The organism is Leclercia adecarboxylata (assembly GCF_023639785.1).
GTDB lineage: Bacteria > Pseudomonadota > Gammaproteobacteria > Enterobacterales > Enterobacteriaceae > Enterobacter > Enterobacter adecarboxylatus_D.
In genome coordinates, this window is sequence record NZ_CP098325.1 from 4,664,792 (window position 1) to 4,685,393 (window position 20,602).

17 protein-coding genes are annotated in these 20,602 nt (G+C 54.6%); 13 read left to right on the forward strand and 4 right to left on the reverse strand.

All coding sequences use genetic code 11. The features are described 5' to 3' along the window. Positions 1 to 10: 10 nt before the first annotated feature. From atpG to NB069_RS22070, 3 genes are read left to right on the forward strand one after another with little or no spacing between them, the layout of a single operon-like run. The gene (gene atpG, locus NB069_RS22060; RefSeq protein ID WP_250586703.1) at positions 11 to 874 is read left to right on the forward strand and encodes a F0F1 ATP synthase subunit gamma; all 864 of its coding nucleotides are present in this window, start codon (positions 11 to 13) and stop codon (positions 872 to 874) included. Between the two features lie 26 nt (positions 875 to 900). After that, positions 901 to 2,283, forward strand: a complete 1,383-nt coding sequence (gene atpD / locus NB069_RS22065; RefSeq protein ID WP_039032216.1) for a F0F1 ATP synthase subunit beta — start codon at positions 901 to 903, stop codon at positions 2,281 to 2,283. A gap of 20 nt (positions 2,284 to 2,303) precedes the next feature. Then, on the forward strand, positions 2,304 to 2,723 hold the full coding sequence (locus NB069_RS22070) for a F0F1 ATP synthase subunit epsilon (protein WP_039032217.1): 420 nt from the start codon (positions 2,304 to 2,306) through the stop codon (positions 2,721 to 2,723). A 338-nt stretch (positions 2,724 to 3,061) separates the two neighbouring features. Here NB069_RS22070 and NB069_RS22075 read toward each other — a convergent pair whose 3' ends face one another. Beyond that, positions 3,062 to 5,152: a right-handed parallel beta-helix repeat-containing protein gene (locus NB069_RS22075; protein ID WP_250586705.1), complete on the reverse strand. Its 2,091-nt coding sequence runs from the start codon at positions 5,150 to 5,152 to the stop codon at positions 3,062 to 3,064. A 343-nt stretch (positions 5,153 to 5,495) separates the two neighbouring features. On the opposite strand from NB069_RS22075, the gene glmU reads away from it, so the two are divergent. From glmU to NB069_RS22120, 9 genes are all read left to right on the forward strand, one after another. Beyond that, positions 5,496 to 6,863 (forward strand): bifunctional UDP-N-acetylglucosamine diphosphorylase/glucosamine-1-phosphate N-acetyltransferase GlmU, encoded by a 1,368-nt coding sequence (gene glmU / locus NB069_RS22080; protein ID WP_250586707.1) that lies wholly within the window; start codon positions 5,496 to 5,498, stop codon positions 6,861 to 6,863. Positions 6,864 to 7,053: 190 nt separating this feature from the next. Then, entirely contained in the window at positions 7,054 to 8,883 is a 1,830-nt protein-coding gene (gene glmS, locus NB069_RS22085) for a glutamine--fructose-6-phosphate transaminase (isomerizing) (RefSeq protein ID WP_250586709.1), read from the forward strand. A gap of 323 nt (positions 8,884 to 9,206) precedes the next feature. Next, a complete protein-coding gene (gene pstS, locus NB069_RS22090) occupies positions 9,207 to 10,247 on the forward strand; it encodes a phosphate ABC transporter substrate-binding protein PstS (RefSeq protein WP_250586711.1) in 1,041 nt (346 codons plus the stop codon). 128 nt (positions 10,248 to 10,375) lie between these two features. Continuing rightward, positions 10,376 to 11,335: a phosphate ABC transporter permease PstC gene (gene pstC / locus NB069_RS22095; RefSeq protein ID WP_032615515.1), complete on the forward strand. Its 960-nt coding sequence runs from the start codon at positions 10,376 to 10,378 to the stop codon at positions 11,333 to 11,335. Next, positions 11,335 to 12,225, forward strand: coding sequence for a phosphate ABC transporter permease PstA (gene pstA, locus NB069_RS22100; protein ID WP_250586713.1), 891 nt, complete (start codon positions 11,335 to 11,337; stop codon positions 12,223 to 12,225). Before pstC ends, pstA begins: the two co-directional genes overlap by 1 nt. Before the next feature lie 47 nt (positions 12,226 to 12,272). Continuing rightward, on the forward strand, positions 12,273 to 13,046 hold the full coding sequence (pstB, locus tag NB069_RS22105) for a phosphate ABC transporter ATP-binding protein PstB (RefSeq protein WP_250586715.1): 774 nt from the start codon (positions 12,273 to 12,275) through the stop codon (positions 13,044 to 13,046). Positions 13,047 to 13,060: 14 nt separating this feature from the next. Then, positions 13,061 to 13,786: a phosphate signaling complex protein PhoU gene (phoU, locus tag NB069_RS22110; protein ID WP_039032224.1), complete on the forward strand. Its 726-nt coding sequence runs from the start codon at positions 13,061 to 13,063 to the stop codon at positions 13,784 to 13,786. 327 nt (positions 13,787 to 14,113) lie between these two features. Next, entirely contained in the window at positions 14,114 to 15,652 is a 1,539-nt protein-coding gene (locus NB069_RS22115; protein ID WP_250586717.1) for a carbohydrate porin, read from the forward strand. A 25-nt stretch (positions 15,653 to 15,677) separates the two neighbouring features. Further along, the gene (locus NB069_RS22120; RefSeq protein ID WP_434543598.1) at positions 15,678 to 16,847 is read left to right on the forward strand and encodes an alpha/beta hydrolase-fold protein; all 1,170 of its coding nucleotides are present in this window, start codon (positions 15,678 to 15,680) and stop codon (positions 16,845 to 16,847) included. Between the two features lie 63 nt (positions 16,848 to 16,910). Here the strand turns inward: NB069_RS22120 and yieH are convergent, their stop codons facing one another. Beyond that, on the reverse strand, positions 16,911 to 17,576 hold the full coding sequence (gene yieH, locus NB069_RS22125; RefSeq protein WP_250586719.1) for a 6-phosphogluconate phosphatase: 666 nt from the start codon (positions 17,574 to 17,576) through the stop codon (positions 16,911 to 16,913). Between the two features lie 169 nt (positions 17,577 to 17,745). Between yieH and adeP the strand changes: the two genes are divergently transcribed. Next, positions 17,746 to 19,080 (forward strand): adenine permease AdeP, encoded by a 1,335-nt coding sequence (gene adeP / locus NB069_RS22130; protein ID WP_250586721.1) that lies wholly within the window; start codon positions 17,746 to 17,748, stop codon positions 19,078 to 19,080. 112 nt (positions 19,081 to 19,192) lie between these two features. Here the strand turns inward: adeP and NB069_RS22135 are convergent, their stop codons facing one another. Together NB069_RS22135 and NB069_RS22140 are read right to left on the reverse strand one after the other, a co-directional pair. Continuing rightward, the gene (locus NB069_RS22135; RefSeq protein ID WP_250586722.1) at positions 19,193 to 19,759 is read right to left on the reverse strand and encodes an NADPH-dependent FMN reductase; all 567 of its coding nucleotides are present in this window, start codon (positions 19,757 to 19,759) and stop codon (positions 19,193 to 19,195) included. Positions 19,760 to 19,797: 38 nt separating this feature from the next. Beyond that, the gene (locus NB069_RS22140; protein WP_250586724.1) at positions 19,798 to 20,544 is read right to left on the reverse strand and encodes a 4'-phosphopantetheinyl transferase family protein; all 747 of its coding nucleotides are present in this window, start codon (positions 20,542 to 20,544) and stop codon (positions 19,798 to 19,800) included. Positions 20,545 to 20,602 lie beyond the last annotated feature (58 nt).

A 20,602-nucleotide genomic window follows, 5' to 3' on the forward strand; every position in this document is an offset into this window, starting at 1 on the left:
GGAGAAGCTCATGGCCGGCGCAAAAGAGATACGTAGTAAGATCGCAAGCGTCCAGAACACGCAAAAGATCACTAAAGCGATGGAGATGGTCGCCGCTTCCAAAATGCGTAAATCGCAGGAGCGTATGGCGGCCAGCCGTCCTTATGCAGATACCATGCGCAAAGTGATTGGTCACCTTGCGAGCGGTAATCTGGAATATAAGCACCCTTACCTGGAAGAACGCGACGTTAAGCGCGTGGGCTACCTGGTGGTGTCGACCGACCGTGGTTTGTGTGGCGGCTTGAACATTAACCTGTTCAAAAAGCTGCTGGCGGATATGAAAGCATGGTCCGATAAAGGCGTTCAAAGCGATATCGCGATGATCGGCTCTAAGGGCGTCTCTTTCTTTAATTCCGTCGGTGGCAATATTGTCGCCCAGGTGACCGGTATGGGTGATAACCCGTCCCTGTCCGAACTGATCGGCCCGGTTAAAGTGATGTTGCAGGCCTATGATGAAGGCCGTCTGGACAGGCTGTACGTTGTCAGCAACAAATTTATTAACACCATGTCTCAGGTTCCGACCCTCACTCAGCTGCTGCCATTACCGGCATCAGACGAGCCAGAGTTGAAGCAGAAATCCTGGGATTACCTGTATGAACCGGATCCAAAACCGCTGCTGGATACCCTGCTGCGTCGTTATGTTGAATCCCAGGTTTATCAGGGCGTGGTAGAAAACCTGGCCAGCGAGCAGGCCGCACGTATGGTGGCGATGAAAGCCGCGACCGACAATGGCGGCAGCCTGATTAAAGAGCTGCAGTTGGTATACAACAAAGCTCGTCAGGCCAGCATTACTCAGGAACTCACCGAGATCGTCGGTGGTGCATCCGCGGTATAACCAGGTTAATTCGTAGAGGATTCAAGATGGCTACTGGAAAAATTGTCCAGGTAATCGGCGCCGTGGTTGACGTCGAATTCCCTCAGGATGCCGTACCGCGCGTGTACGATGCTCTTGAGGTTCAGAATGGTAATGAGAGCCTGGTGCTGGAAGTTCAGCAGCAGCTCGGCGGCGGTATCGTGCGTACCATCGCGATGGGTTCTTCCGATGGTCTGCGTCGTGGTCTGGAAGTTAAAGACCTCGAACACCCAATCGAAGTCCCGGTAGGTAAAGCAACTCTGGGTCGTATCATGAACGTCCTGGGTCAGCCGATCGACATGAAAGGCGATATCGGCGAAGAAGAGCGTTGGGCTATCCACCGCGCAGCACCTTCCTACGAAGAGCTGTCCAGCTCTCAGGAACTGCTGGAAACCGGCATCAAAGTTATCGACCTGATGTGTCCGTTTGCGAAGGGCGGTAAAGTTGGTCTGTTCGGTGGTGCGGGTGTAGGTAAAACCGTAAACATGATGGAGCTGATCCGTAACATCGCGATCGAGCACTCCGGTTACTCCGTGTTTGCAGGCGTGGGTGAGCGTACTCGTGAGGGTAACGACTTCTACCACGAAATGACCGACTCTAACGTTCTGGACAAAGTATCCCTGGTTTACGGCCAGATGAACGAGCCACCAGGAAACCGTCTGCGCGTTGCGCTGACCGGCCTGACCATGGCTGAGAAATTCCGTGACGAAGGCCGTGACGTTCTGCTGTTCGTTGACAACATCTACCGTTATACCCTGGCCGGTACAGAAGTATCTGCACTGCTGGGTCGTATGCCTTCTGCAGTAGGTTATCAGCCAACGCTGGCGGAAGAGATGGGTGTTCTTCAGGAACGTATCACCTCTACCAAAACCGGTTCTATCACCTCCGTTCAGGCGGTATACGTACCTGCGGATGACTTGACTGACCCATCTCCAGCAACCACCTTTGCGCACTTAGATGCAACCGTGGTACTGAGCCGTCAGATCGCGTCTCTGGGTATCTACCCGGCCGTTGACCCGCTGGACTCCACCAGCCGTCAGCTGGATCCACTGGTTGTTGGTCAGGAACACTACGACACCGCGCGTGGCGTACAGTCCCTGCTGCAGCGTTATCAGGAACTGAAAGACATCATCGCCATCCTGGGTATGGATGAACTGTCTGAAGAAGACAAACTGGTGGTAGCACGTGCGCGTAAGATCCAGCGCTTCCTGTCCCAGCCGTTCTTCGTAGCAGAAGTATTTACCGGTTCCCCGGGCAAATACGTTGCGCTGAAAGACACCATCCGTGGCTTTAAAGGCATCATGGAAGGCGAATACGATCACCTGCCGGAGCAGGCGTTCTATATGGTGGGTTCCATCGACGAAGCCGTGGAAAAAGCCAAAAAACTTTAACGCCTTAATCGGAGGGTGATATGGCAATGACTTACCACCTGGACGTCGTCAGCGCAGAGCAACAAATGTTCTCTGGTCTGGTCGAAAAAATCCAGGTAACGGGTAGCGAAGGTGAACTGGGTATTTTCCCGGGTCACGCCCCGCTGCTCACCGCCATTAAGCCTGGTATGATCCGCATCGTTAAACAGTTCGGTCATGAAGAGTTTATCTATCTGTCTGGCGGCATTATTGAAGTGCAGCCTGGCAGCGTGACCGTACTGGCTGATACCGCAATTCGTGGCCAGGATCTCGACGAAGCGCGAGCTCTGGAATCGAAGCGTAAAGCAGAAGAGCACATTAAGAGCTCTCATGGCGACGTGGATTACGCTCAGGCGTCTGCAGAGCTGGCCAAAGCGATCGCGAAACTGCGCGTCATCGAGTTGACCAAAAAAGCGATGTAACACCGGCTTGAAAGTACGAAAGCCAGTCTGGTCTCCAGGCTGGCTTTTTTTATGGTTCCGTTTCACTAAATTTGAAACTAAAACGATGTTTTATTATTTTGTGATTTGCGTCACAAAAAGATTGATCGGCGAAATGGTCAGGAGTAGACTTCTTTTTGTGATGAATGTCACATAACTAAACTCCAAAAATATCAGGATGCCATCATGAAAACCATCAACAAAATCATCGCCCTTTTCAGCAACATGAATGTCTCTTTCGGTACGTTCAATATCTAAGTGCTGATATGCCGGGTGGCGCCGCGCTTACCGTAGTGTGATAAGCGAGCGCCTCTCTGGTACTACATTTTTACCTGCGTTTTATCCAGTTCCTTCCCGTCACTGTTCACGCTTTTCCCCTTCGCAATAAAGTAGTTAGTGTTATCAACGTTTCCCACCACCGCATCGTCATACTCCCCTGGCTTATTACGAATCGATACGTTGCCGGTAAAGGTTCCCTGGGTTGAGACATCCCCGTACGGGCTCGGACGGAAGATATAGTTAAAGCGCTGGTTATCCACCGCGATATTGTTCTCCACCACCAGCTTGCCGGGGTTAAAGTTATCGGTGAAGCCGTCCAGGTGATTGCCCGTGGCTTTACTGTTGCGGATCTGGTGCGCCACCGGCTGTCCTTCCCCGCCGAGCTTAAAGCCGTTACTGGTGTTATTGCTGGCCACGGAGTTCTCGATCACCACCACGCCGTTCGCGCCATCTTCAATCTTGTTGAACAGGTCAAAACCGTCGTCGATATTATCGTGGGCATAGCAACGCTCCAGCCGGTTACCCTCCCCGACCCGCATCTTCACCGCAAAGCCATCGGCGTTAATCTTGCCGGGATCCGCATTGCCCCAGGATTCGGAATCCACGACCCGGTTATAGCTCGCCCATAGTGGCCGGCCGATCTTCTCCGGAGAGGAGATCTGGATCCCGGTGTCGTCATTGCGGTATGCCGTGACGCGCTCGATCAGGTTATGGCTACCCTGGACGCGAAGGCTTTTTTCCGTAACGTCGATACCCTTGATATGCCAGTAGCTGGCATCCAGGAGCAGGCCGCGGATCACTACTTTCCCGTCAGCCTCCAGCGTTTTGAGCTTGTCGCGGGTGCCGCTGGCAGAGAGAGGGATTTCGCTGCGGGGATAATCGCCGCTTTTCAGCACCAGTTTTCCGCCGGTAGCCAGCAGCGTGATGGCGGTGGCGAGATCCAGTGGCGCATCGGCTGTGCCTTTCGCTTCTGCTTTTCCGTCCGGAGCGGCATACAGATGTGCCGTATCTCTGTCCGCAACGCGTTCGACGGTGAGCTGCTGATTCACTGGCGCACCATGAGAAGGAGTAAAAGTCACCGTGAAGGTGCTGGTCTGCTCAACGTGAGCTGGCAGGGTATACATCTCGCCCGCCTTCACCGTTTTCTCATTCCCGATCACCACTTCATTTTGTCTGACGCTGAATACGCCGTTCTCGTTAGCGCGCGCCTGCAGCAGGTAATCTGGCGAAGCGCTGACGTTGCCGGACGCCAGCTGCACCACGACCGGCAGCGGCTCTGCCTGCCACGGTTCCGAAGGCAGGGTATGGGCGCTGGTGGTGGTCAGCGAGGCATTAGTCACCGTAATTTTGGCATTGCGGGACGCAAAGAAGCCGACGTAATAATGGTCCTTGTTTTGCACCGAAATCAGGTCAGCACGCGGCACGCTCTTGCTGACCCAGGTGTCGCTGTCCAGCGGCGCCCATGCGGTAATAAACCCGTCGTCGGTTCGCTGGAGCTTGAGGCGAAACGCTGGCGTCTGGCTCAGATCCACCTCTTCCTTGTAACTCTGTTTTTTAATCGCGGCGCCGGCGTCACCCCACGGATGGCTGATCCCTTCCCGGGTGATGGCCTGCAGTTTCACCCGCTGATGATCTTTCTTATCCTGGGTCATGATGGCATTCATCACCTGGTTCGACGCCGCCGGAAACTCTTCATAGCCGGTTTTCAGCGGCTCCTGACGCGGGTTGCCGAGGACATCGCGCACCAGCAGCCCGGCGCCTTCCTGCGCGGCGGGTTTTGCGCCATTCTCCGGTCCAAACTGGTCGACGCGGATCGTGGCCTGCAAAACGAAATTCTCACTCGTCGGTAACTCGGTATAGAAAAAGGTTAACCCGTCATGAGAGTTGGCTATTTTGCCGCCCCGACTTTCCAGGGTTATGGCTTTTGCCAGATCGGCGCTCTCCTGCGCGCTAAGCTTTTTCCCGTCGATGGTGACATCGTTGGTACCGATTTTTTCAGGCAGGACGTTAGAGGAAAAATTCAGATCCGTTGATTGCCCAAAGGCAATGGCTTTCCAGACATGAGGTTGTTCCGTTGCCATGGCGGAAAAGGCGCTACACATCATCAGGGCCAGAGGTATTGTAGACTTCATTTTATTCTCCTGAGTAATAATTGAGCGCCATTATCATCAGAATAAAACAGTGTTTCTTTTTCGCGCGTCACACATTTAGATAATTAAAACAGCGTTTTGGTTATGCAAGGCTTTATTTCTGCACCGAAAAAATAGCTAACGTGTTGTGAGGGCTGGAGACTTCGCTAAAGGAGGCTATATTTCACAGGCAAACCCCTTTAATTTGCGGTAAAAAGAACCTTTATAACGCCCGAAGCAGGCGACATTGCGCGCTTTACCGCCACTCCATTTTATGGCGCAAAATATGTAGAATTTTCAACGCCAAAGGGTTTTACTTTTCACTCAAATTACAGTCAGGACGTGTATGTTGAACACTGCAATGAGCGTGGTCATTCTTGCCGCAGGCAAAGGCACCCGCATGTATTCCGATCTTCCTAAAGTGCTGCACACCCTGGCAGGGAAAGCGATGGTGCAGCATGTTATTGATGCAGCTAACGAACTTGGCGCCAGCCAGGTGCATCTGGTCTACGGTCACGGCGGCGATCTGCTGAAGCAGACGCTGCGCGACGACAACCTTAACTGGGTGCTGCAGGCAGAACAGCTGGGTACCGGCCACGCCATGCAGCAGGCTGCCCCGTACTTCTCTGATGACGAAGATATTCTGATGCTCTACGGCGACGTGCCGTTGATCTCCGTCGAGACGCTGACCCGACTGCGTGCCGCAAAACCGCAGGGCGGGATCGGTCTGCTGACCGTTAAGCTGGACGATCCAACCGGCTATGGACGAATCACCCGCGATAACGGCAAGGTGACGGGTATTGTCGAGCACAAAGATGCCACCGATGCGCAGCGTGAAATTCAGGAAATCAACACCGGCATTCTGATCGCCAACGGCGCAGACATGAAGCGCTGGTTATCGCAGCTGAACAACAACAATGCTCAGGGCGAATTCTACATCACCGATATTATTGCGATGGCGTATCAGGAAGGCCGCGAGATCGCTGCCGTGCATCCGGCGCGCATCAGCGAGACGGACGGCGTGAATAACCGCCTCCAGCTTTCCCGTCTTGAGCGCATTTACCAGTCCGAACAGGCTGAAAAACTGCTGCTGGCTGGCGTTATGCTGCGCGATCCGGCGCGTTTCGATCTGCGTGGGGTGCTGAGCCACGGGCGTGACGTCGAAATCGATACTGACGTTATTCTGGAAGGCAACGTGACCCTGGGTCACCGCGTGAAGATCGGTGCCGGCTGCGTGATCAAAAACAGCGTGATTGGCGATGACTGCGAAATCAGCCCGTACAGCGTGGTGGAAGATGCGCATCTGTCCGCCGCCTGCACCATTGGGCCGTTTGCTCGTCTGCGTCCGGGCGCTGAACTGCTGGAAGGGGCGCACGTCGGCAACTTTGTCGAAATGAAAAAAGCGCGTCTGGGCAAAGGTTCCAAAGCCGGGCATCTGACCTATCTGGGTGATGCGGAGATCGGCGACAACGTCAATATTGGTGCGGGCACCATTACCTGTAACTACGATGGCGCGAACAAGTTTAAGACCATCATCGGTGATGACGTGTTTGTTGGGTCGGACTCGCAGCTGGTGGCGCCAGTGACCATCGGCAAAGGGGTCACCATTGCCGCCGGGACCACCGTCACCCGCAATGTGGCGGACAACGAGCTGGTGATTAGCCGTGTGCCGCAGGTTCACAAGCAGGGCTGGAAACGCCCGGCGAAGAAGTGATTTTTTTGTCGGCCTGATAAGGCGTAACCGCCATCAGGCCGACAGGGTTGAGGGGATAACATAATCCCCCGCCCGAAGGCAGTAACTAAAAATATAACCCCACTCTCTACAAGGCTCGGGGCGCCCGTAAAACGGGCAAAACAGGTCAGCGACAACGCATGGCATAATGCCAAAATCAGGAAATCTAACTATGTGTGGAATTGTTGGCGCAGTCGCGCAGCGTGATATTGCTGAAATCCTTCTCGAAGGGTTACGTCGTCTGGAATACCGTGGTTATGACTCTGCCGGTCTGGCAGTGGTTGATGCAGAGGGGAATATGACCCGTCTGCGTCGCCTCGGTAAAGTAAACATGCTGGCGCAGGCCGCGGAAGAGAATCCGCTGCACGGTGGCACGGGCATTGCCCATACCCGCTGGGCGACCCACGGTGAACCTTCGGAAGGCAACGCGCACCCGCACGTCTCTGAACACATTGTGGTGGTGCATAACGGCATCATCGAAAACCACGAGCCGCTACGCGAAGCGCTTACCGCCCGTGGTTACACCTTCGTATCTGAAACCGATACCGAAGTGATCGCCCATCTGGTTCACTGGGAGCTGGAGCAGGGCGGTACGCTGCGTGAAGCCGTACTGCGCGCTATCCCACAATTGCGTGGCGCCTACGGCACCGTGATCATGGACAGCCGCGACCCGTCCACCCTGCTGGCTGCCCGCTCAGGCAGCCCGATGGTGATTGGTCTGGGAATGGGGGAGAACTTTATCGCTTCCGATCAGCTGGCACTGTTGCCGGTGACCCGTCGCTTTATCTTCATGGAAGAGGGCGATATTGCGGAAGTGACCCGTCGTGACGTAAAAATCTTTGATAAATCGGGCGCGCCGGTAAAACGTCAGGATATCGAATCCACCCTGCAGTACGACGCGGGCGATAAAGGCGCTTACCGTCACTACATGCAGAAAGAGATTTACGAGCAGCCGAACGCCATCAAAAACACGCTGACCGGGCGCATCAGCCACGGCGCAGTGGATCTGAGCGAGCTGGGTGCGAACGCCAACGACATGCTGGCAAACGTTGAGCACATTCAGATTGTTGCCTGCGGCACCTCCTATAACTCCGGTATGGTGTCCCGCTACTGGTTTGAAGCCCTGGCGGGCGTGCCGTGCGATGTGGAGATCGCCTCCGAGTTCCGCTATCGCAAATCGGCCGTGCGTCGTAACAGCCTGATGATCACCCTGTCCCAGTCCGGCGAAACTGCCGATACCCTGGCGGCGCTGCGTCTGTCTAAAGAGCTGGGCTATCTGGGTTCGCTGGCCATCTGTAACGTGCCGGGCTCCTCGCTGGTGCGTGAGTCCGATCTGGCGCTGATGACCAAAGCCGGCACCGAAATCGGCGTGGCCTCCACCAAAGCCTTCACCACCCAGCTGACGGTACTGCTGATGCTGGTGGCAAAACTGGCCCGCCTGAAAGGCCAGGATGCGGCGATTGAGCAGGATATCGTGCATGGTCTGCAGGCATTGCCAAGCCGTATTGAGCAGATGCTCTCTCAGGACAAGCGCATTGAAGCCCTGGCGGAAGATTTCTCCGACAAGCATCATGCTCTGTTCCTTGGCCGTGGCGATCAGTATCCCATTGCGCTGGAAGGCGCACTGAAGCTCAAAGAGATCTCTTATATCCATGCAGAAGCCTACGCGGCAGGCGAGCTGAAACACGGCCCGCTGGCGCTGATCGACGCGGATATGCCGGTTATCGTGGTGGCACCCAATAACGAACTGTTGGAAAAACTGAAATCCAATATCGAAGAAGTGCGTGCCCGTGGCGGCGTGCTGTATGTCTTTGCCGATCAGGATGCCGGTTTCACCAGCAGCGACAACATGCACATCATTGAGATGCCGCATGTGGAAGAGGTGATTGCGCCAATCTTCTATACCGTTCCGCTGCAGCTGCTGTCTTACCATGTGGCGCTGATCAAAGGCACCGACGTGGACCAGCCGCGTAACCTGGCGAAGTCTGTGACCGTAGAGTAATCCCTTCAGGCTCCACCTCCGGGTGGAGCTTTTTCTTATCCTTTCTGCGCACTTTTTCGCCTGCTTTTTTCTGCTTCCTTCTATGACAATCTGTCATCTTCAGCTATTTTTTTCAGTGTCACAGAAAGAAAATTTATCTGAAATCAATCTGTCACATTCTTGTTTAACCTGTTGATAATAATGCATTATTTTGCTGGTTTTTCTGCGCGATTTTCGTTGTCATAAAACTGTCATAATTCGTACATTTATCTGTCACCTCTTTGTCCTATTTTGCTCATCGTAGCCACTAAACAACGATTTACGAAAATCTTGCAGGAGACATTATGAAAGTTATGCGTACCACTGTCGCAACTGTTGTCGCCGCGACCTTATCGATGAGCGCGTTCTCTGTGTTTGCAGAGGCAAGCCTGACTGGTGCTGGTGCAACCTTCCCTGCGCCGGTGTATGCCAAATGGGCTGATACCTACCAGAAAGAGACTGGTAACAAGGTGAACTACCAGGGTATCGGCTCCTCCGGTGGCGTTAAACAAATTACCGCTAATACCGTTGATTTCGGCGCATCTGACGCTCCGCTGTCTGATGAAAAACTGACGCAGGAAGGCCTGTTCCAGTTCCCGACCGTTATCGGTGGTGTTGTGCTGGCCGTGAATATCCCAGGCCTGAAGTCCGGCGAGCTGGTGCTCGATGGCAAAACCCTGGGTGATATCTACCTCGGCAAAATCAAAAAATGGGATGACGAAGCCATCACTAAACTGAACCCGGGCGTGAAGCTGCCTTCGCAGAACATCGCTGTGGTTCGTCGTGCTGACGGCTCCGGTACCTCCTTCGTCTTCACCAGCTATCTGGCGAAAGTGAACGAAGAGTGGAAATCCAAAGTGGGTGCTGGCTCTACCGTTAACTGGCCGACCGGTCTGGGCGGTAAAGGTAACGACGGTATCGCCGCGTTCGTACAGCGTCTGCCAGGCTCAATTGGCTACGTAGAGTATGCCTATGCCAAGCAGAACAACCTGGCTTACACCAAACTGGTTTCTGCCGACGGCAAACCGGTCAGCCCGACCGAAGAGAACTTTGCTAACGCTGCCAAAGGCGCTGACTGGAGCAAATCTTTCGCTCAGGATCTGACGAACCAGAAAGGCGACAACGCCTGGCCAATCACCTCTACGACCTTCATCCTGGTCCACAAAGATCAGAAGAAGCCAGAGCAGGGTGCTGAAGTGCTGAAGTTCTTCGACTGGGCATACAAAAATGGCGGTAAACAGGCTAATGACCTGGATTACGCCAGCCTGCCGGACAGCGTGGTTGAGCAGATTCGTGCTGCATGGAAAACCAACGTGAAAGACAGCAGCGGTAAAGCGCTGTACTAACAGGATATTTTTGACGAAGATGGCGGGTGGCGCTAACGCTAACCCGCCCTACGGTTCAGACTGTAGGCCCGGTAAGCGCCAGCGCCACCGGGCATATTCGTAAGACGTCTCAAACAGAAGAGTAATTTATGGCTGCAACCAAGCCTGCATTTAACCCTCCGGGTAAAAAAGGTGACATGATTTTCAGCGCGCTGGTAAAACTGGCTGCGCTGATTGTGCTATTGCTGCTGGGCGGCATTATCGTGTCCCTGATTTTCTCCTCCTGGCCGAGCATCCAGAAATTTGGTTTCTCCTTCCTGTGGACCAAAGAGTGGGATGCGCCGAACGATATCTACGGTGCGCTGGTGCCGATCTACGGCACGCTGGTGACCTCGTTTATCGCCCTGCTGATTGCCGTGCCGGTGAGCTTCGGTATCGCCCTGTTCCTGACTGAACTGGCGCCGAACTGGCTGAAGCGTCCGCTGGGTATCGCCATTGAGCTGTTGGCGGCTATTCCAAGTATCGTTTACGGCATGTGGGGCCTGTTTATTTTTGCGCCGCTGTTTGCGACCTACTTCCAGGAGCCGGTGGGCAACGTTCTCTCCGCTATCCCGTTCGTAGGTGCCCTGTTCTCCGGTCCGGCTTTCGGTATCGGCATCCTGGCGGCAGGCGTGATCCTCGCCATCATGATTATTCCGTACATTGCGGCGGTAATGCGCGATGTCTTCGAACAGACCCCGGTGATGATGAAAGAGTCGGCCTACGGTATCGGCTGCACCACCTGGGAAGTTATCTGGCGTATCGTTTTACCGTTCACCAAAAATGGGGTGATCGGCGGCATTATGCTGGGTCTGGGTCGTGCGCTGGGTGAAACCATGGCGGTGACCTTTATCATCGGTAACACCTACCAGCTCGACAGCGCCTCGCTCTATATGCCGGGTAACAGCATCACCTCGGCGCTGGCTAACGAATTCGCCGAAGCGGAATCTGGCCTGCACGTTGCCGCGCTGATGGAACTGGGCTTAATTCTGTTTGTTATCACCTTCATCGTTCTGGCGATCTCCAAAGTGATGATTATGCGCCTGGCGAAAAATGAGGGGGCACGCTAATGGCGACGCTCGAAATGCAAAATACCGTGGCGCTGGCGGAATCCCGCCGCAAAATGCAGGCGAAGCGCCGCATGAAAAACCGCCTCGCCCTGACGCTCTCCATGGCAACCATGGCATTTGGTCTGTTCTGGCTGATCTGGATTTTGTTCTCCACGGTGACGCGCGGCATCGACGGTATGTCCCTGGCGCTGTTTACCGAGATGACGCCGCCGCCAAATACGGCGGGTGGTGGCCTGGCAAACGCCCTGGCGGGCAGCGGCCTGCTGATCCTCTGGGCGACCGTTTTCGGCACGCCGCTTGGCATCATGGCGGGGATTTATCTGGCGGAGTACGGCCGTAAATCCTGGATTGCGGAGGTGATTCGTTTCATCAACGACATCCTGCTCTCTGCCCCTTCAATTGTGGTTGGCCTGTTCGTTTACACCATCGTGGTGGCGCAGATGGAGCACTTCTCCGGCTGGGCGGGCGTGATTGCGCTGGCGCTGCTGCAGGTGCCTATCGTTATTCGTACCACCGAGAACATGCTGAAACTGGTGCCGGACAGCCTGCGTGAAGCGGCCTACGCGCTGGGCACGCCAAAGTGGAAGATGATTTCTGCCATCACCCTGAAAGCGTCCATCTCCGGGATCCTGACGGGCGTGCTGCTGGCAGTTGCCCGTATCGCCGGTGAAACGGCCCCGCTGCTCTTCACCGCGCTCTCCAACCAGTTCTGGAGCACGGACATGATGCAGCCGATCGCCAACCTGCCGGTGACGATCTTTAAATTTGCGATGAGCCCGTTTGCCGAATGGCAGTCACTGGCCTGGGCCGGGGTACTGATTATTACCTTGTGCGTACTGTTACTGAACATTCTGGCGCGCGTTGTTTTCGCGAAGAAGAAACACGGTTAATTATTGACGGCGTGGCACTCTGCGGCGCCGGATGAGGAAATGAGTCAATGAGTATGGTTAATGCTGCTCCGGGTAAACTTTCGGTTCGTGACCTGAACTTCTACTACGGTAAGTTCCATGCCCTGAAGAACATCAACCTGGATATTGCCAAAAACCAGGTTACGGCGTTTATTGGTCCGTCTGGCTGCGGTAAGTCCACGCTGCTGCGTACCTTTAACAAAATGTATTCGCTCTATCCTGAGCAGCGCGCCGAAGGTGAAATCCTGCTGGACGGTGACAACATTCTCACCAATACCCAGGATATCGCCCTGCTGCGCGCGAAAGTGGGTATGGTGTTCCAGAAACCGACCCCGTTCCCGATGTCCATTTATGACAACATCGCCTTTGGAGTCCGCCTGTTTGAGAAACTCTCCCGCGCCGATATGGATGAGCGCGTACAGTGGGCATTGACCAAGGCCGCATTATGGAACGAAACCAAAGATAAACTTCACCAGAGCGGGTACTCTCTCTCCGGTGGTCAGCAGCAGCGTCTGTGCATTGCGCGCGGTATCGCTATCCGTCCTGAAGTGTTGCTGCTGGATGAGCCGTGCTCAGCGCTGGACCCGATCTCCACCGGGCGTATCGAAGAGCTGATCACCGAGCTGAAAGCGGATTACACCGTGGTTATCGTGACGCACAACATGCAGCAGGCTGCCCGTTGTTCCGACCACACTGCATTTATGTACCTGGGCGAGTTGATTGAGTTCAGTAAAACGGACGACCTGTTCACCAAGCCTGCGAAGAAACAAACAGAAGACTACATCACCGGACGCTACGGCTGATTCAGGAGTGCGCTATGGATAATCTCAATCTTAATAAACACATTTCCGGCCAGTTTAACGCCGAGCTGGAAAGTATCCGCACCCAGGTGATGACCATGGGCGGTATGGTAGAGCAGCAGCTCTCTGACGCGATCACCGCGATGCACAACCAGGACAGCGAGCTGGCGAAGCGCGTGGTGGAAGGCGACAAAAACGTCAACATGATGGAAGTCGCTATCGATGAGGCCTGCGTGCGCATCATCGCCAAGCGTCAGCCAACGGCGAGCGACCTGCGTCTGGTTATGGCGATCATCAAAACCATTGCTGAGCTGGAGCGTATTGGTGACGTGGCGGATAAGATCTGCCGCACTGCGCTTGAGAAGTTCTCCCAGCAGCACCAGCCGCTGCTGGTGAGCCTGGAGTCGCTGGGGCGCCACACCGTGCAGATGCTGCATGACGTGCTGGATGCCTTTGCGCGTATGGATCTGGATGAAGCGGTGCGTATTTACCGGGAAGACAAGAAAGTCGACCAGGAATATGAAGGCATTGTGCGTCAGCTGATGACCTACATGATGGAAGACACGCGAACCATCCCAAGCGTCCTTACCGCCCTGTTCTGCGCCCGTTCAATCGAGCGTATCGGTGACCGTTGCCAGAACATTTGCGAATACATTTTCTACTTCGTTAAGGGGCAGGATTTCCGTCACGTCGGCGGGGATGAACTGGATAAGATGCTCGCGGGTAAAGATCCGAAAGAGTAATACCTCTCATAACGCCAGCTAAGCTGGCGTTATATTTAAATATCAAAATATTCCTCCTGAGAATAATTCTTTTCTCGCCTGCTTAATTACATTGCCGTCAGTCACATTTCAAAATTTTTCCTGTTGTTTTATTTTCTTATCTACCCTAAAACATCCCGATATTAACGTGAGCCCTGGAAGCAGGCCGTGCGCTAATAACGATATTAAGCAAAAATGGATTGTTACCGCTATTTCGCGGGCAAAACCTGAAAGTGATTATCTCCATGGGGAGGCTAATCGCTTTCAGGTTTTTTTATTTTAGAAGATAAATTAACAGGAAGTTATATTATGTTCAGGATAAACATTATTACCTCTGCCATTTTAATGATGGCACCACTCGGGTATACCTGGTCGGCATCGTTAACGGTGGAGCAGCGCCTTGAATTACTGGAAAAGGCGTTACAAGAAACCCGGGCAGAGTTACAGCAGTATAAAAATAAGGAGATTGTTAAAACAGAGGCCGTCAGCCCGGCGAAAAAACCCGACGCCGTGCTGGTTAAAACGGAGGATAAGAATACCGATACCCTTTATTCCTCAATGACCATGAAAGATTTTAGCCAGTTTGTAAAAGATGAAATTGGGTTCAGCTATAACGGCTATTTCCGCTCCGGCTGGGGAACGGCGTCTCACGGCTCGCCGAAATCCTGGGCGATAGGCTCGCTGGGCCGTCTGGGCAATGAATATTCCGGCTGGTTCGATTTACAGCTCAAGCAGCGGGTCTGGCAGGAGGGTAATAAACGCGTCGATGCCATTGTGATGCTGGACGGTAACGTCAGTCAGCAATACTCAACCGGCTGGTTTGGTGATAACGCGGGCGGTGAAAACTACATGCAGTTTTCCGACATGTACGTGACGACGCAGGGGTTCCTGCCGTTCGCGCCGGAGGCGGATTTCTGGGTGGGTAAACACGGTGCGCCGAAAGTCGAGATCCAGATGCTGGACTGGAAAACCCAACGCACTGACGCTGCCGCGGGTATCGGGCTGGAAAACTGGAAAGTGGGCCCCGGCAAGGTGGATATTGCGCTGGTGCGTGAAGACGTTGACGACTACGACCGTGAACTGAAAAACAAGCAGCAGATAAACACCAACACCATCGACCTGCGTTACAAAGAGCTGCCGCTGTGGGATAAGGCCACGCTGATGCTCAGCGGGCGCTATGTGGCCGCCAATCAAAGCTCAAGCGAGAAATACAATCAGGACAATAACGGCTATTACGCGTGGAAAGACACCTGGATGGTCGGGACGACCCTGACGCAGAAACTGAAGACCGGCGGCTTCAATGAGTTCTCCGCGCTGCTGGCGAATAACTCCATTGCCAGCAGCTTCTCACGTTATGCGGGCTCCAGCCCGTTCACCACCTTTAACGGGCGATACTACGGCGATCATACCAACGGGACGGCGGTGCGCCTGACGTCACAGGGGGAGATGTACCTGAGCGATCGCATTATCGTCGCTAACGCGCTGGTCTACTCCTTCGGCAACGACGTCTACAGCTATGAGACCGGCGCACACTCCGATTTTGAGTCCATTCGTGCCGTTGTGCGTCCGGCTTATATCTGGGACAAATATAATCAGACCGGCGTTGAACTGGGTTATTTCAAACAGAAGAACACCGATGTAAATGATAATAAATATTATGAGTCAGGCTATAAAACCACGTTGTTCCATACTTTTAAAGTCAATACCAGTTTGTTGACCTCCCGCCCGGAATTACGTTTTTATGGGACTTACATTAAAGCGCAAGAGACGGAATTAGATAATTTCACCTTTGAAGACCAGAAAAAGGATCAGTTTGCTATTGGCGCGCAGGCTGAAATCTGGTGGTAATCGGAATGCATAAAGGAATTTATTTATGAAACGAATGAAAACAGCTTTATCCGTTATTTCGCTCTGTTTATTTCTCGGGCAATCGGCATTCTCGGCAGATCTCCCTGTCGCCCCGGATCCCGCTCACCCGCTGAGCCAGTACATCACTCAGGTAAATGCCGATAAGTCGGTGACGTATCGTTACTTCGCGCCATCGGCGAAAAGCGTATCGGTGGTGACAGGGATCCCGACCCCGGAAAACATCCATCCGATGACCAAAGATGCCTCGGGCCTCTGGAGCTGGCGAGGGCCGGTGATGCAGCCCAACCTCTATGAATATTTCTTCAACGTTGACGGTGTACGCAGCATTGATACCGGCACGGCGATGACCAAGCCGCAGCGCCAGGTAAACACCAGCATGGTGCTGGTGCCGGGCAGTATTCTGGATGTTAACCCGGTCCCGCATGGCGATCTTATTACTCTGACCTATCATTCGGCGGCGCTAAAGTCAGAACGTCAGCTATTCGTCTGGACGCCGCCGGGCTATAACGGCCAGGGAAAACCGCTGCCGGTACTCTACTTCTACCATGGCTTTGGCGACACGGGGCGTTCGGCTATCGATCAGGGGCGTATCGCGCAGATTATGGATAATTTGCTTGCCGCCGGAAAGATTACCCCGATGCTGGTGGTGGTGCCGGATACCGAAACCGATGCTGAGGGCATTGTTCCTGAAACTTACGTGCCGAACGAGCGGCGCAAAGCTTTCTATCCATTAAACGCCCAGGCTGCCGATCGGGAGCTGATGAACGACATCATCCCCCTCATCAGCCAGCGTTTTAACGTGCGTGATGATGCCGATGGCCGGGCGCTGGCCGGATTATCCCAGGGGGGATACCAGGCGCTGGTCTCCGGAATGAACCATCTGGAGCGGTTCGGCTGGCTGGCGACCTTTAGCGGCGTCACCACCACCACGGTGCCGGATGCCGGGGTCACTGCGCGCCTGAACGATCCGCAGGCCATCAACAAACAGCTGCGCAACTTCACCCTTGTGGTGGGGAGTAGCGATATGGTCACCGGCAAGGATATCGCCGGGCTGAAAGCGGAGCTGGAGCAACGCAACATCCGCTTTGACTACCACGAATACCCCGGCCTGAACCATGAAATGGACGTCTGGCGCCCGGCTTATGCGCAGTTCGTGCAGAAGCTCTTTAAATAGGGTAAATCAGCATCAAGGATGAGAAGAGAGCCGTAAAGCGACATGCTTTACGGCTGGTCAGGCTTAGCGGGTAATATTCCAGCCGCGCGCTTTCCACAGTGCCGGCAGCTGTGCCAGCTCGGTGAAGACCGTGACCTTCGGATGGTCGAGCGGCGGGTTGTGCGGATCGGCACAGAAATAGAATACCTCCATGCCCGCGGCGATCCCCGCCTGCGCGCCTGCGCTGGAGTCATCCACCAGGATGCAGTTTTCCACGTTGACGTTCATCGCTTTAGCCGCATGGAACATCATTGCCGGATCGGGCTTCCAGCGCTGGATATCGTAGCCGCTGAACAGTTTTTCCGGGAAATGGTGCAGCATCTGCAGCTTGCCAAGGGAGTGCTGCATTTTGCTGACCGGGCCGTTAGAGACCACGCACATCGGCACCGTCATCGCATCCAGCAGGGTGTTGGCACCTGCGATGACCTCCAGTTCGGCGTCGAAAAGGCGTGCGACCTCGGCGCGGTAAACAGGCTCAAGATCCGCTTTCGCCAGGCTAACACCGTGTTCAGCGTTGATGATGTCGATGATTTCGTAGAGCTTCACGCCCTTAAAGCGTTTGAACGTCTCTTCGAGATCGAGCGTGATACCAAATTCCTGGAACATGGTGACATACGCCCGGGAACAGATGACCTCACTGTCGACCAGCGTACCGTCGCAGTCGAAAAATACCGCTTCAATCTGAGACATGCATTTCCCTTTTTTTAACAAGTTTAACGTTTACGTACGACATTACGTTGAGACGCAATCGTTGCCGTATAAGCAAATTCAATGAAAAAAAGTGCCTCCCAACCGCCCTTATTGTCGCATTTTGGTATAGGATAGCGACGGATTTTCCCTCCTTGTTCGGAAATAGATGATGAGTCAACAACACACTACCCAGTCTTCTGGCGCGGGTTTGCTTGAGCGCGTGTTTAAACTGCGCGAACACGGCACAACGGCACGCACCGAAGTGATCGCCGGTTTCACTACCTTCCTGACGATGGTCTATATCGTTTTCGTGAACCCACAAATTCTGGGCGTTGCTGGCATGGATACCAGCGCCGTCTTCGTTACGACCTGTCTTATCGCCGCGTTCGGCAGCATCCTGATGGGGCTGTTCGCTAACCTGCCGGTTGCTCTGGCACCGGCGATGGGCCTGAACGCCTTCTTCGCCTTCGTCGTGGTTCAGGCGATGGGCCTGCCGTGGCAGGTGGGCATGGGCGCCATCTTCTGGGGCGCCGTTGGTCTGCTGATCCTGACCATTTTCCGCGTGCGTTACTGGATGATTGCCAATATCCCGGTCAGCCTGCGCGTGGGCATCACCAGCGGTATCGGCCTGTTCATTGGCATGATGGGGCTGAAAAACGCCGGTGTGATCGTGGCGAACCCGGAAACGCTGGTCAGCATTGGTAAACTGACCTCCCACAGCGTGCTGCTGGGCGTGCTGGGCTTCTTTATCATCGCTATTCTGGCCTCGCGCAATATCCACGCGGCGGTGCTGGTGTCGATCATCGTCACCACCCTGCTGGGCTGGATGCTGGGCGACGTGCATTACAACGGCATCGTCTCCGCGCCGCCGAGCGTCTCCACGGTGATTGGCCATGTTGATCTGGCGGGCTCGCTGAACCTGGGCCTGGCAGGGGTGATCTTCTCCTTCATGCTGGTGAACCTGTTTGACTCCTCCGGTACGCTGATTGGCGTGACCGACAAAGCCGGTCTGGCGGATGAAAAAGGCAAATTCCCGCGCATGAAGCAGGCGCTGTTTGTGGACAGTATCTCCTCCGTGACCGGCTCCTTTATCGGTACCTCCTCCGTGACTGCCTACATCGAATCCTCTTCCGGGGTTTCTGTTGGTGGCCGTACCGGTCTGACTGCGGTGGTTGTTGGCCTGCTGTTCCTGCTGGTGATCTTCCTCTCTCCGCTGGCCGGTATGGTGCCGCCGTATGCTGCCGCTGGTGCGCTGATCTACGTGGGTGTGTTGATGACCTCCAGCCTGGCGCGCGTGAAGTGGGATGACCTGACCGAAGCGGTTCCGGCGTTTATTACCGCGGTGATGATGCCGTTCAGCTTCTCTATTACCGAAGGGATTGCGCTGGGCTTTATCTCTTACTGTGTGATGAAGGCGGGTACCGGACGCTGGCGTGAAATCAGCCCGTGCGTCATGGTTGTTGCCCTGCTGTTCGTGCTGAAGATTGCGTTTATCGACGCCTAAGAAACAGCAAGCCCTTTTCTAAGAAAAGGGCTTTAGTGTTTGCACCCTCTCCCCGTGGGAGAGGGCCGGGGTGAGGGCACCAGACAGCTCCCTCCCTCGCCGCAAACTTCCCTTACGCTTTTACCCGCTGAATATACTTCCCGAACGCGCTCAGCTGACCGCTCAGATGATCCAGCGTGCTCTGGTCAACAACTTCACCCGTCTGCGGGTCGACCTTGTTCTGAATCACTCCACCCATAAACTCCGGCTTGTTCATCACCATCGCATCCAGGAACACCAGGATCTGACGCAGGTGATACTGGCAACGCGCGCCGCCAATCGCCCCCATTGAGCTGGTCTGGATCAGCACCGGTTTACCCGCCAGCGGCTGTTCCGGCAGACGAGAGAGCCAGTCAATCGCGTTTTTTAAACCGCCCGGCACGGAATAGTTATATTCCGGGGTCACGATCACCACGCCGTCTGACTGGCGGATCTGCTCGGCCAGGGCTTCAACGGCTGCCGGGAATCCCTCTTCCTGCTGCACATCCGCGTCGTACAGTGGAATATCACCGATCGAAGGCAGAGCGGTGATTTCCATACCCTCGGGGGCCAGCTTAGGCAGGGTGCGGGCAACCATCCCGTTAAAAGAACCCTTGCGCAGGCTTCCCAGTAACGTAACAACTTTCAACGTATCAGACATCATTACTCCTTCTTTATCATGATGGCCCTGCTGAAGGGTCAGGTGAGGATAATGGCTTTTTCCGCCGGTAAGCTGGTCAGCCGCATCAGGCGAGCCGCCGGTTCGTTGGCGCGGGCGGGAACATCCGGCAGGCTGTGCCATCCAGGGCGGCCGTCGTATTCCCAGATTTTTAATTTTTCAATGGCCGGGGTGACGGCAATCGACCAGATCAGCACGTCTTCGGCATCGCTTATGGCTTCGACCTGCGCGGCTCTGGACGCACGCAGACGACCGGAGCCCGGTAACAGTTGCAGCAGGCTGGCGCAGTCGTTGGCCTCGCCTGACAGCTTACGTATGCTCTGACGCAGGGTAATGAGCTGCGCTCTGGCTTCGTTGGGGTCGTTCTGATTACGCACCCATAAATTCTCGTTGCTGGACAGCGGGTAGGCGTCATGCGCGTGGGTGCCATCCAGGCTGCGAATGGTTCGCTGCAGCTCCATATCCAGACCGCAGTCGCCCTCCGTGGTCAGGACCAGACCCACGATATTGCCGGCATAAGCAATGGAAAAACGGGGAAGCTCAGGATCGGCGAAAACCGGGCGGCCCTCCGGTTCGGTAACGACCTCCGGAAGCTCGCTGGTGCCATAAAGCATAAACATCAGCTCCGCGAGCAAAGCCCGGGAGGCCAAAAACCGTAACCGACGATGTTCAGGAAGTTTCCGCGCTTCGTTGTGGCAGGAAGGCGAGAGTCTGGTCGAAACCATCCATCCTTCGGTCAGTGTCCCTCTTGCAAAATGCGTTGCCATTTTTCGCTCCATGATAATGGTCAATAGACAGGTAAACGGTTACATGATTATCGCCTAA

Excerpts from the sequence above, each read along its gene's own strand:
- atpG (WP_250586703.1), top strand. The coding sequence starts at position 11 with ATGGCCGGCGCAAAAGAGATACGTAGTAAGATCGCAAGCGTCCAGAAC.
- atpD (WP_039032216.1), top strand. The coding sequence starts at position 901 with ATGGCTACTGGAAAAATTGTCCAGGTAATCGGCGCCGTGGTTGACGTC.
- NB069_RS22070 (WP_039032217.1), top strand. The coding sequence starts at position 2,304 with ATGGCAATGACTTACCACCTGGACGTCGTCAGCGCAGAGCAACAAATG.
- NB069_RS22075 (WP_250586705.1), bottom strand. The coding sequence starts at position 5,152 with ATGAAGTCTACAATACCTCTGGCCCTGATGATGTGTAGCGCCTTTTCC.
- glmU (WP_250586707.1), top strand. The coding sequence starts at position 5,496 with ATGTTGAACACTGCAATGAGCGTGGTCATTCTTGCCGCAGGCAAAGGC.
- glmS (WP_250586709.1), top strand. The coding sequence starts at position 7,054 with ATGTGTGGAATTGTTGGCGCAGTCGCGCAGCGTGATATTGCTGAAATC.
- pstS (WP_250586711.1), top strand. The coding sequence starts at position 9,207 with ATGAAAGTTATGCGTACCACTGTCGCAACTGTTGTCGCCGCGACCTTA.
- pstC (WP_032615515.1), top strand. The coding sequence starts at position 10,376 with ATGGCTGCAACCAAGCCTGCATTTAACCCTCCGGGTAAAAAAGGTGAC.
- pstA (WP_250586713.1), top strand. The coding sequence starts at position 11,335 with ATGGCGACGCTCGAAATGCAAAATACCGTGGCGCTGGCGGAATCCCGC.
- pstB (WP_250586715.1), top strand. The coding sequence starts at position 12,273 with ATGAGTATGGTTAATGCTGCTCCGGGTAAACTTTCGGTTCGTGACCTG.
- phoU (WP_039032224.1), top strand. The coding sequence starts at position 13,061 with ATGGATAATCTCAATCTTAATAAACACATTTCCGGCCAGTTTAACGCC.
- NB069_RS22115 (WP_250586717.1), top strand. The coding sequence starts at position 14,114 with ATGTTCAGGATAAACATTATTACCTCTGCCATTTTAATGATGGCACCA.
- NB069_RS22120 (WP_434543598.1), top strand. The coding sequence starts at position 15,678 with ATGAAACGAATGAAAACAGCTTTATCCGTTATTTCGCTCTGTTTATTT.
- yieH (WP_250586719.1), bottom strand. The coding sequence starts at position 17,576 with ATGTCTCAGATTGAAGCGGTATTTTTCGACTGCGACGGTACGCTGGTC.
- adeP (WP_250586721.1), top strand. The coding sequence starts at position 17,746 with ATGAGTCAACAACACACTACCCAGTCTTCTGGCGCGGGTTTGCTTGAG.
- NB069_RS22135 (WP_250586722.1), bottom strand. The coding sequence starts at position 19,759 with ATGTCTGATACGTTGAAAGTTGTTACGTTACTGGGAAGCCTGCGCAAG.
- NB069_RS22140 (WP_250586724.1), bottom strand. The coding sequence starts at position 20,544 with ATGGCAACGCATTTTGCAAGAGGGACACTGACCGAAGGATGGATGGTT.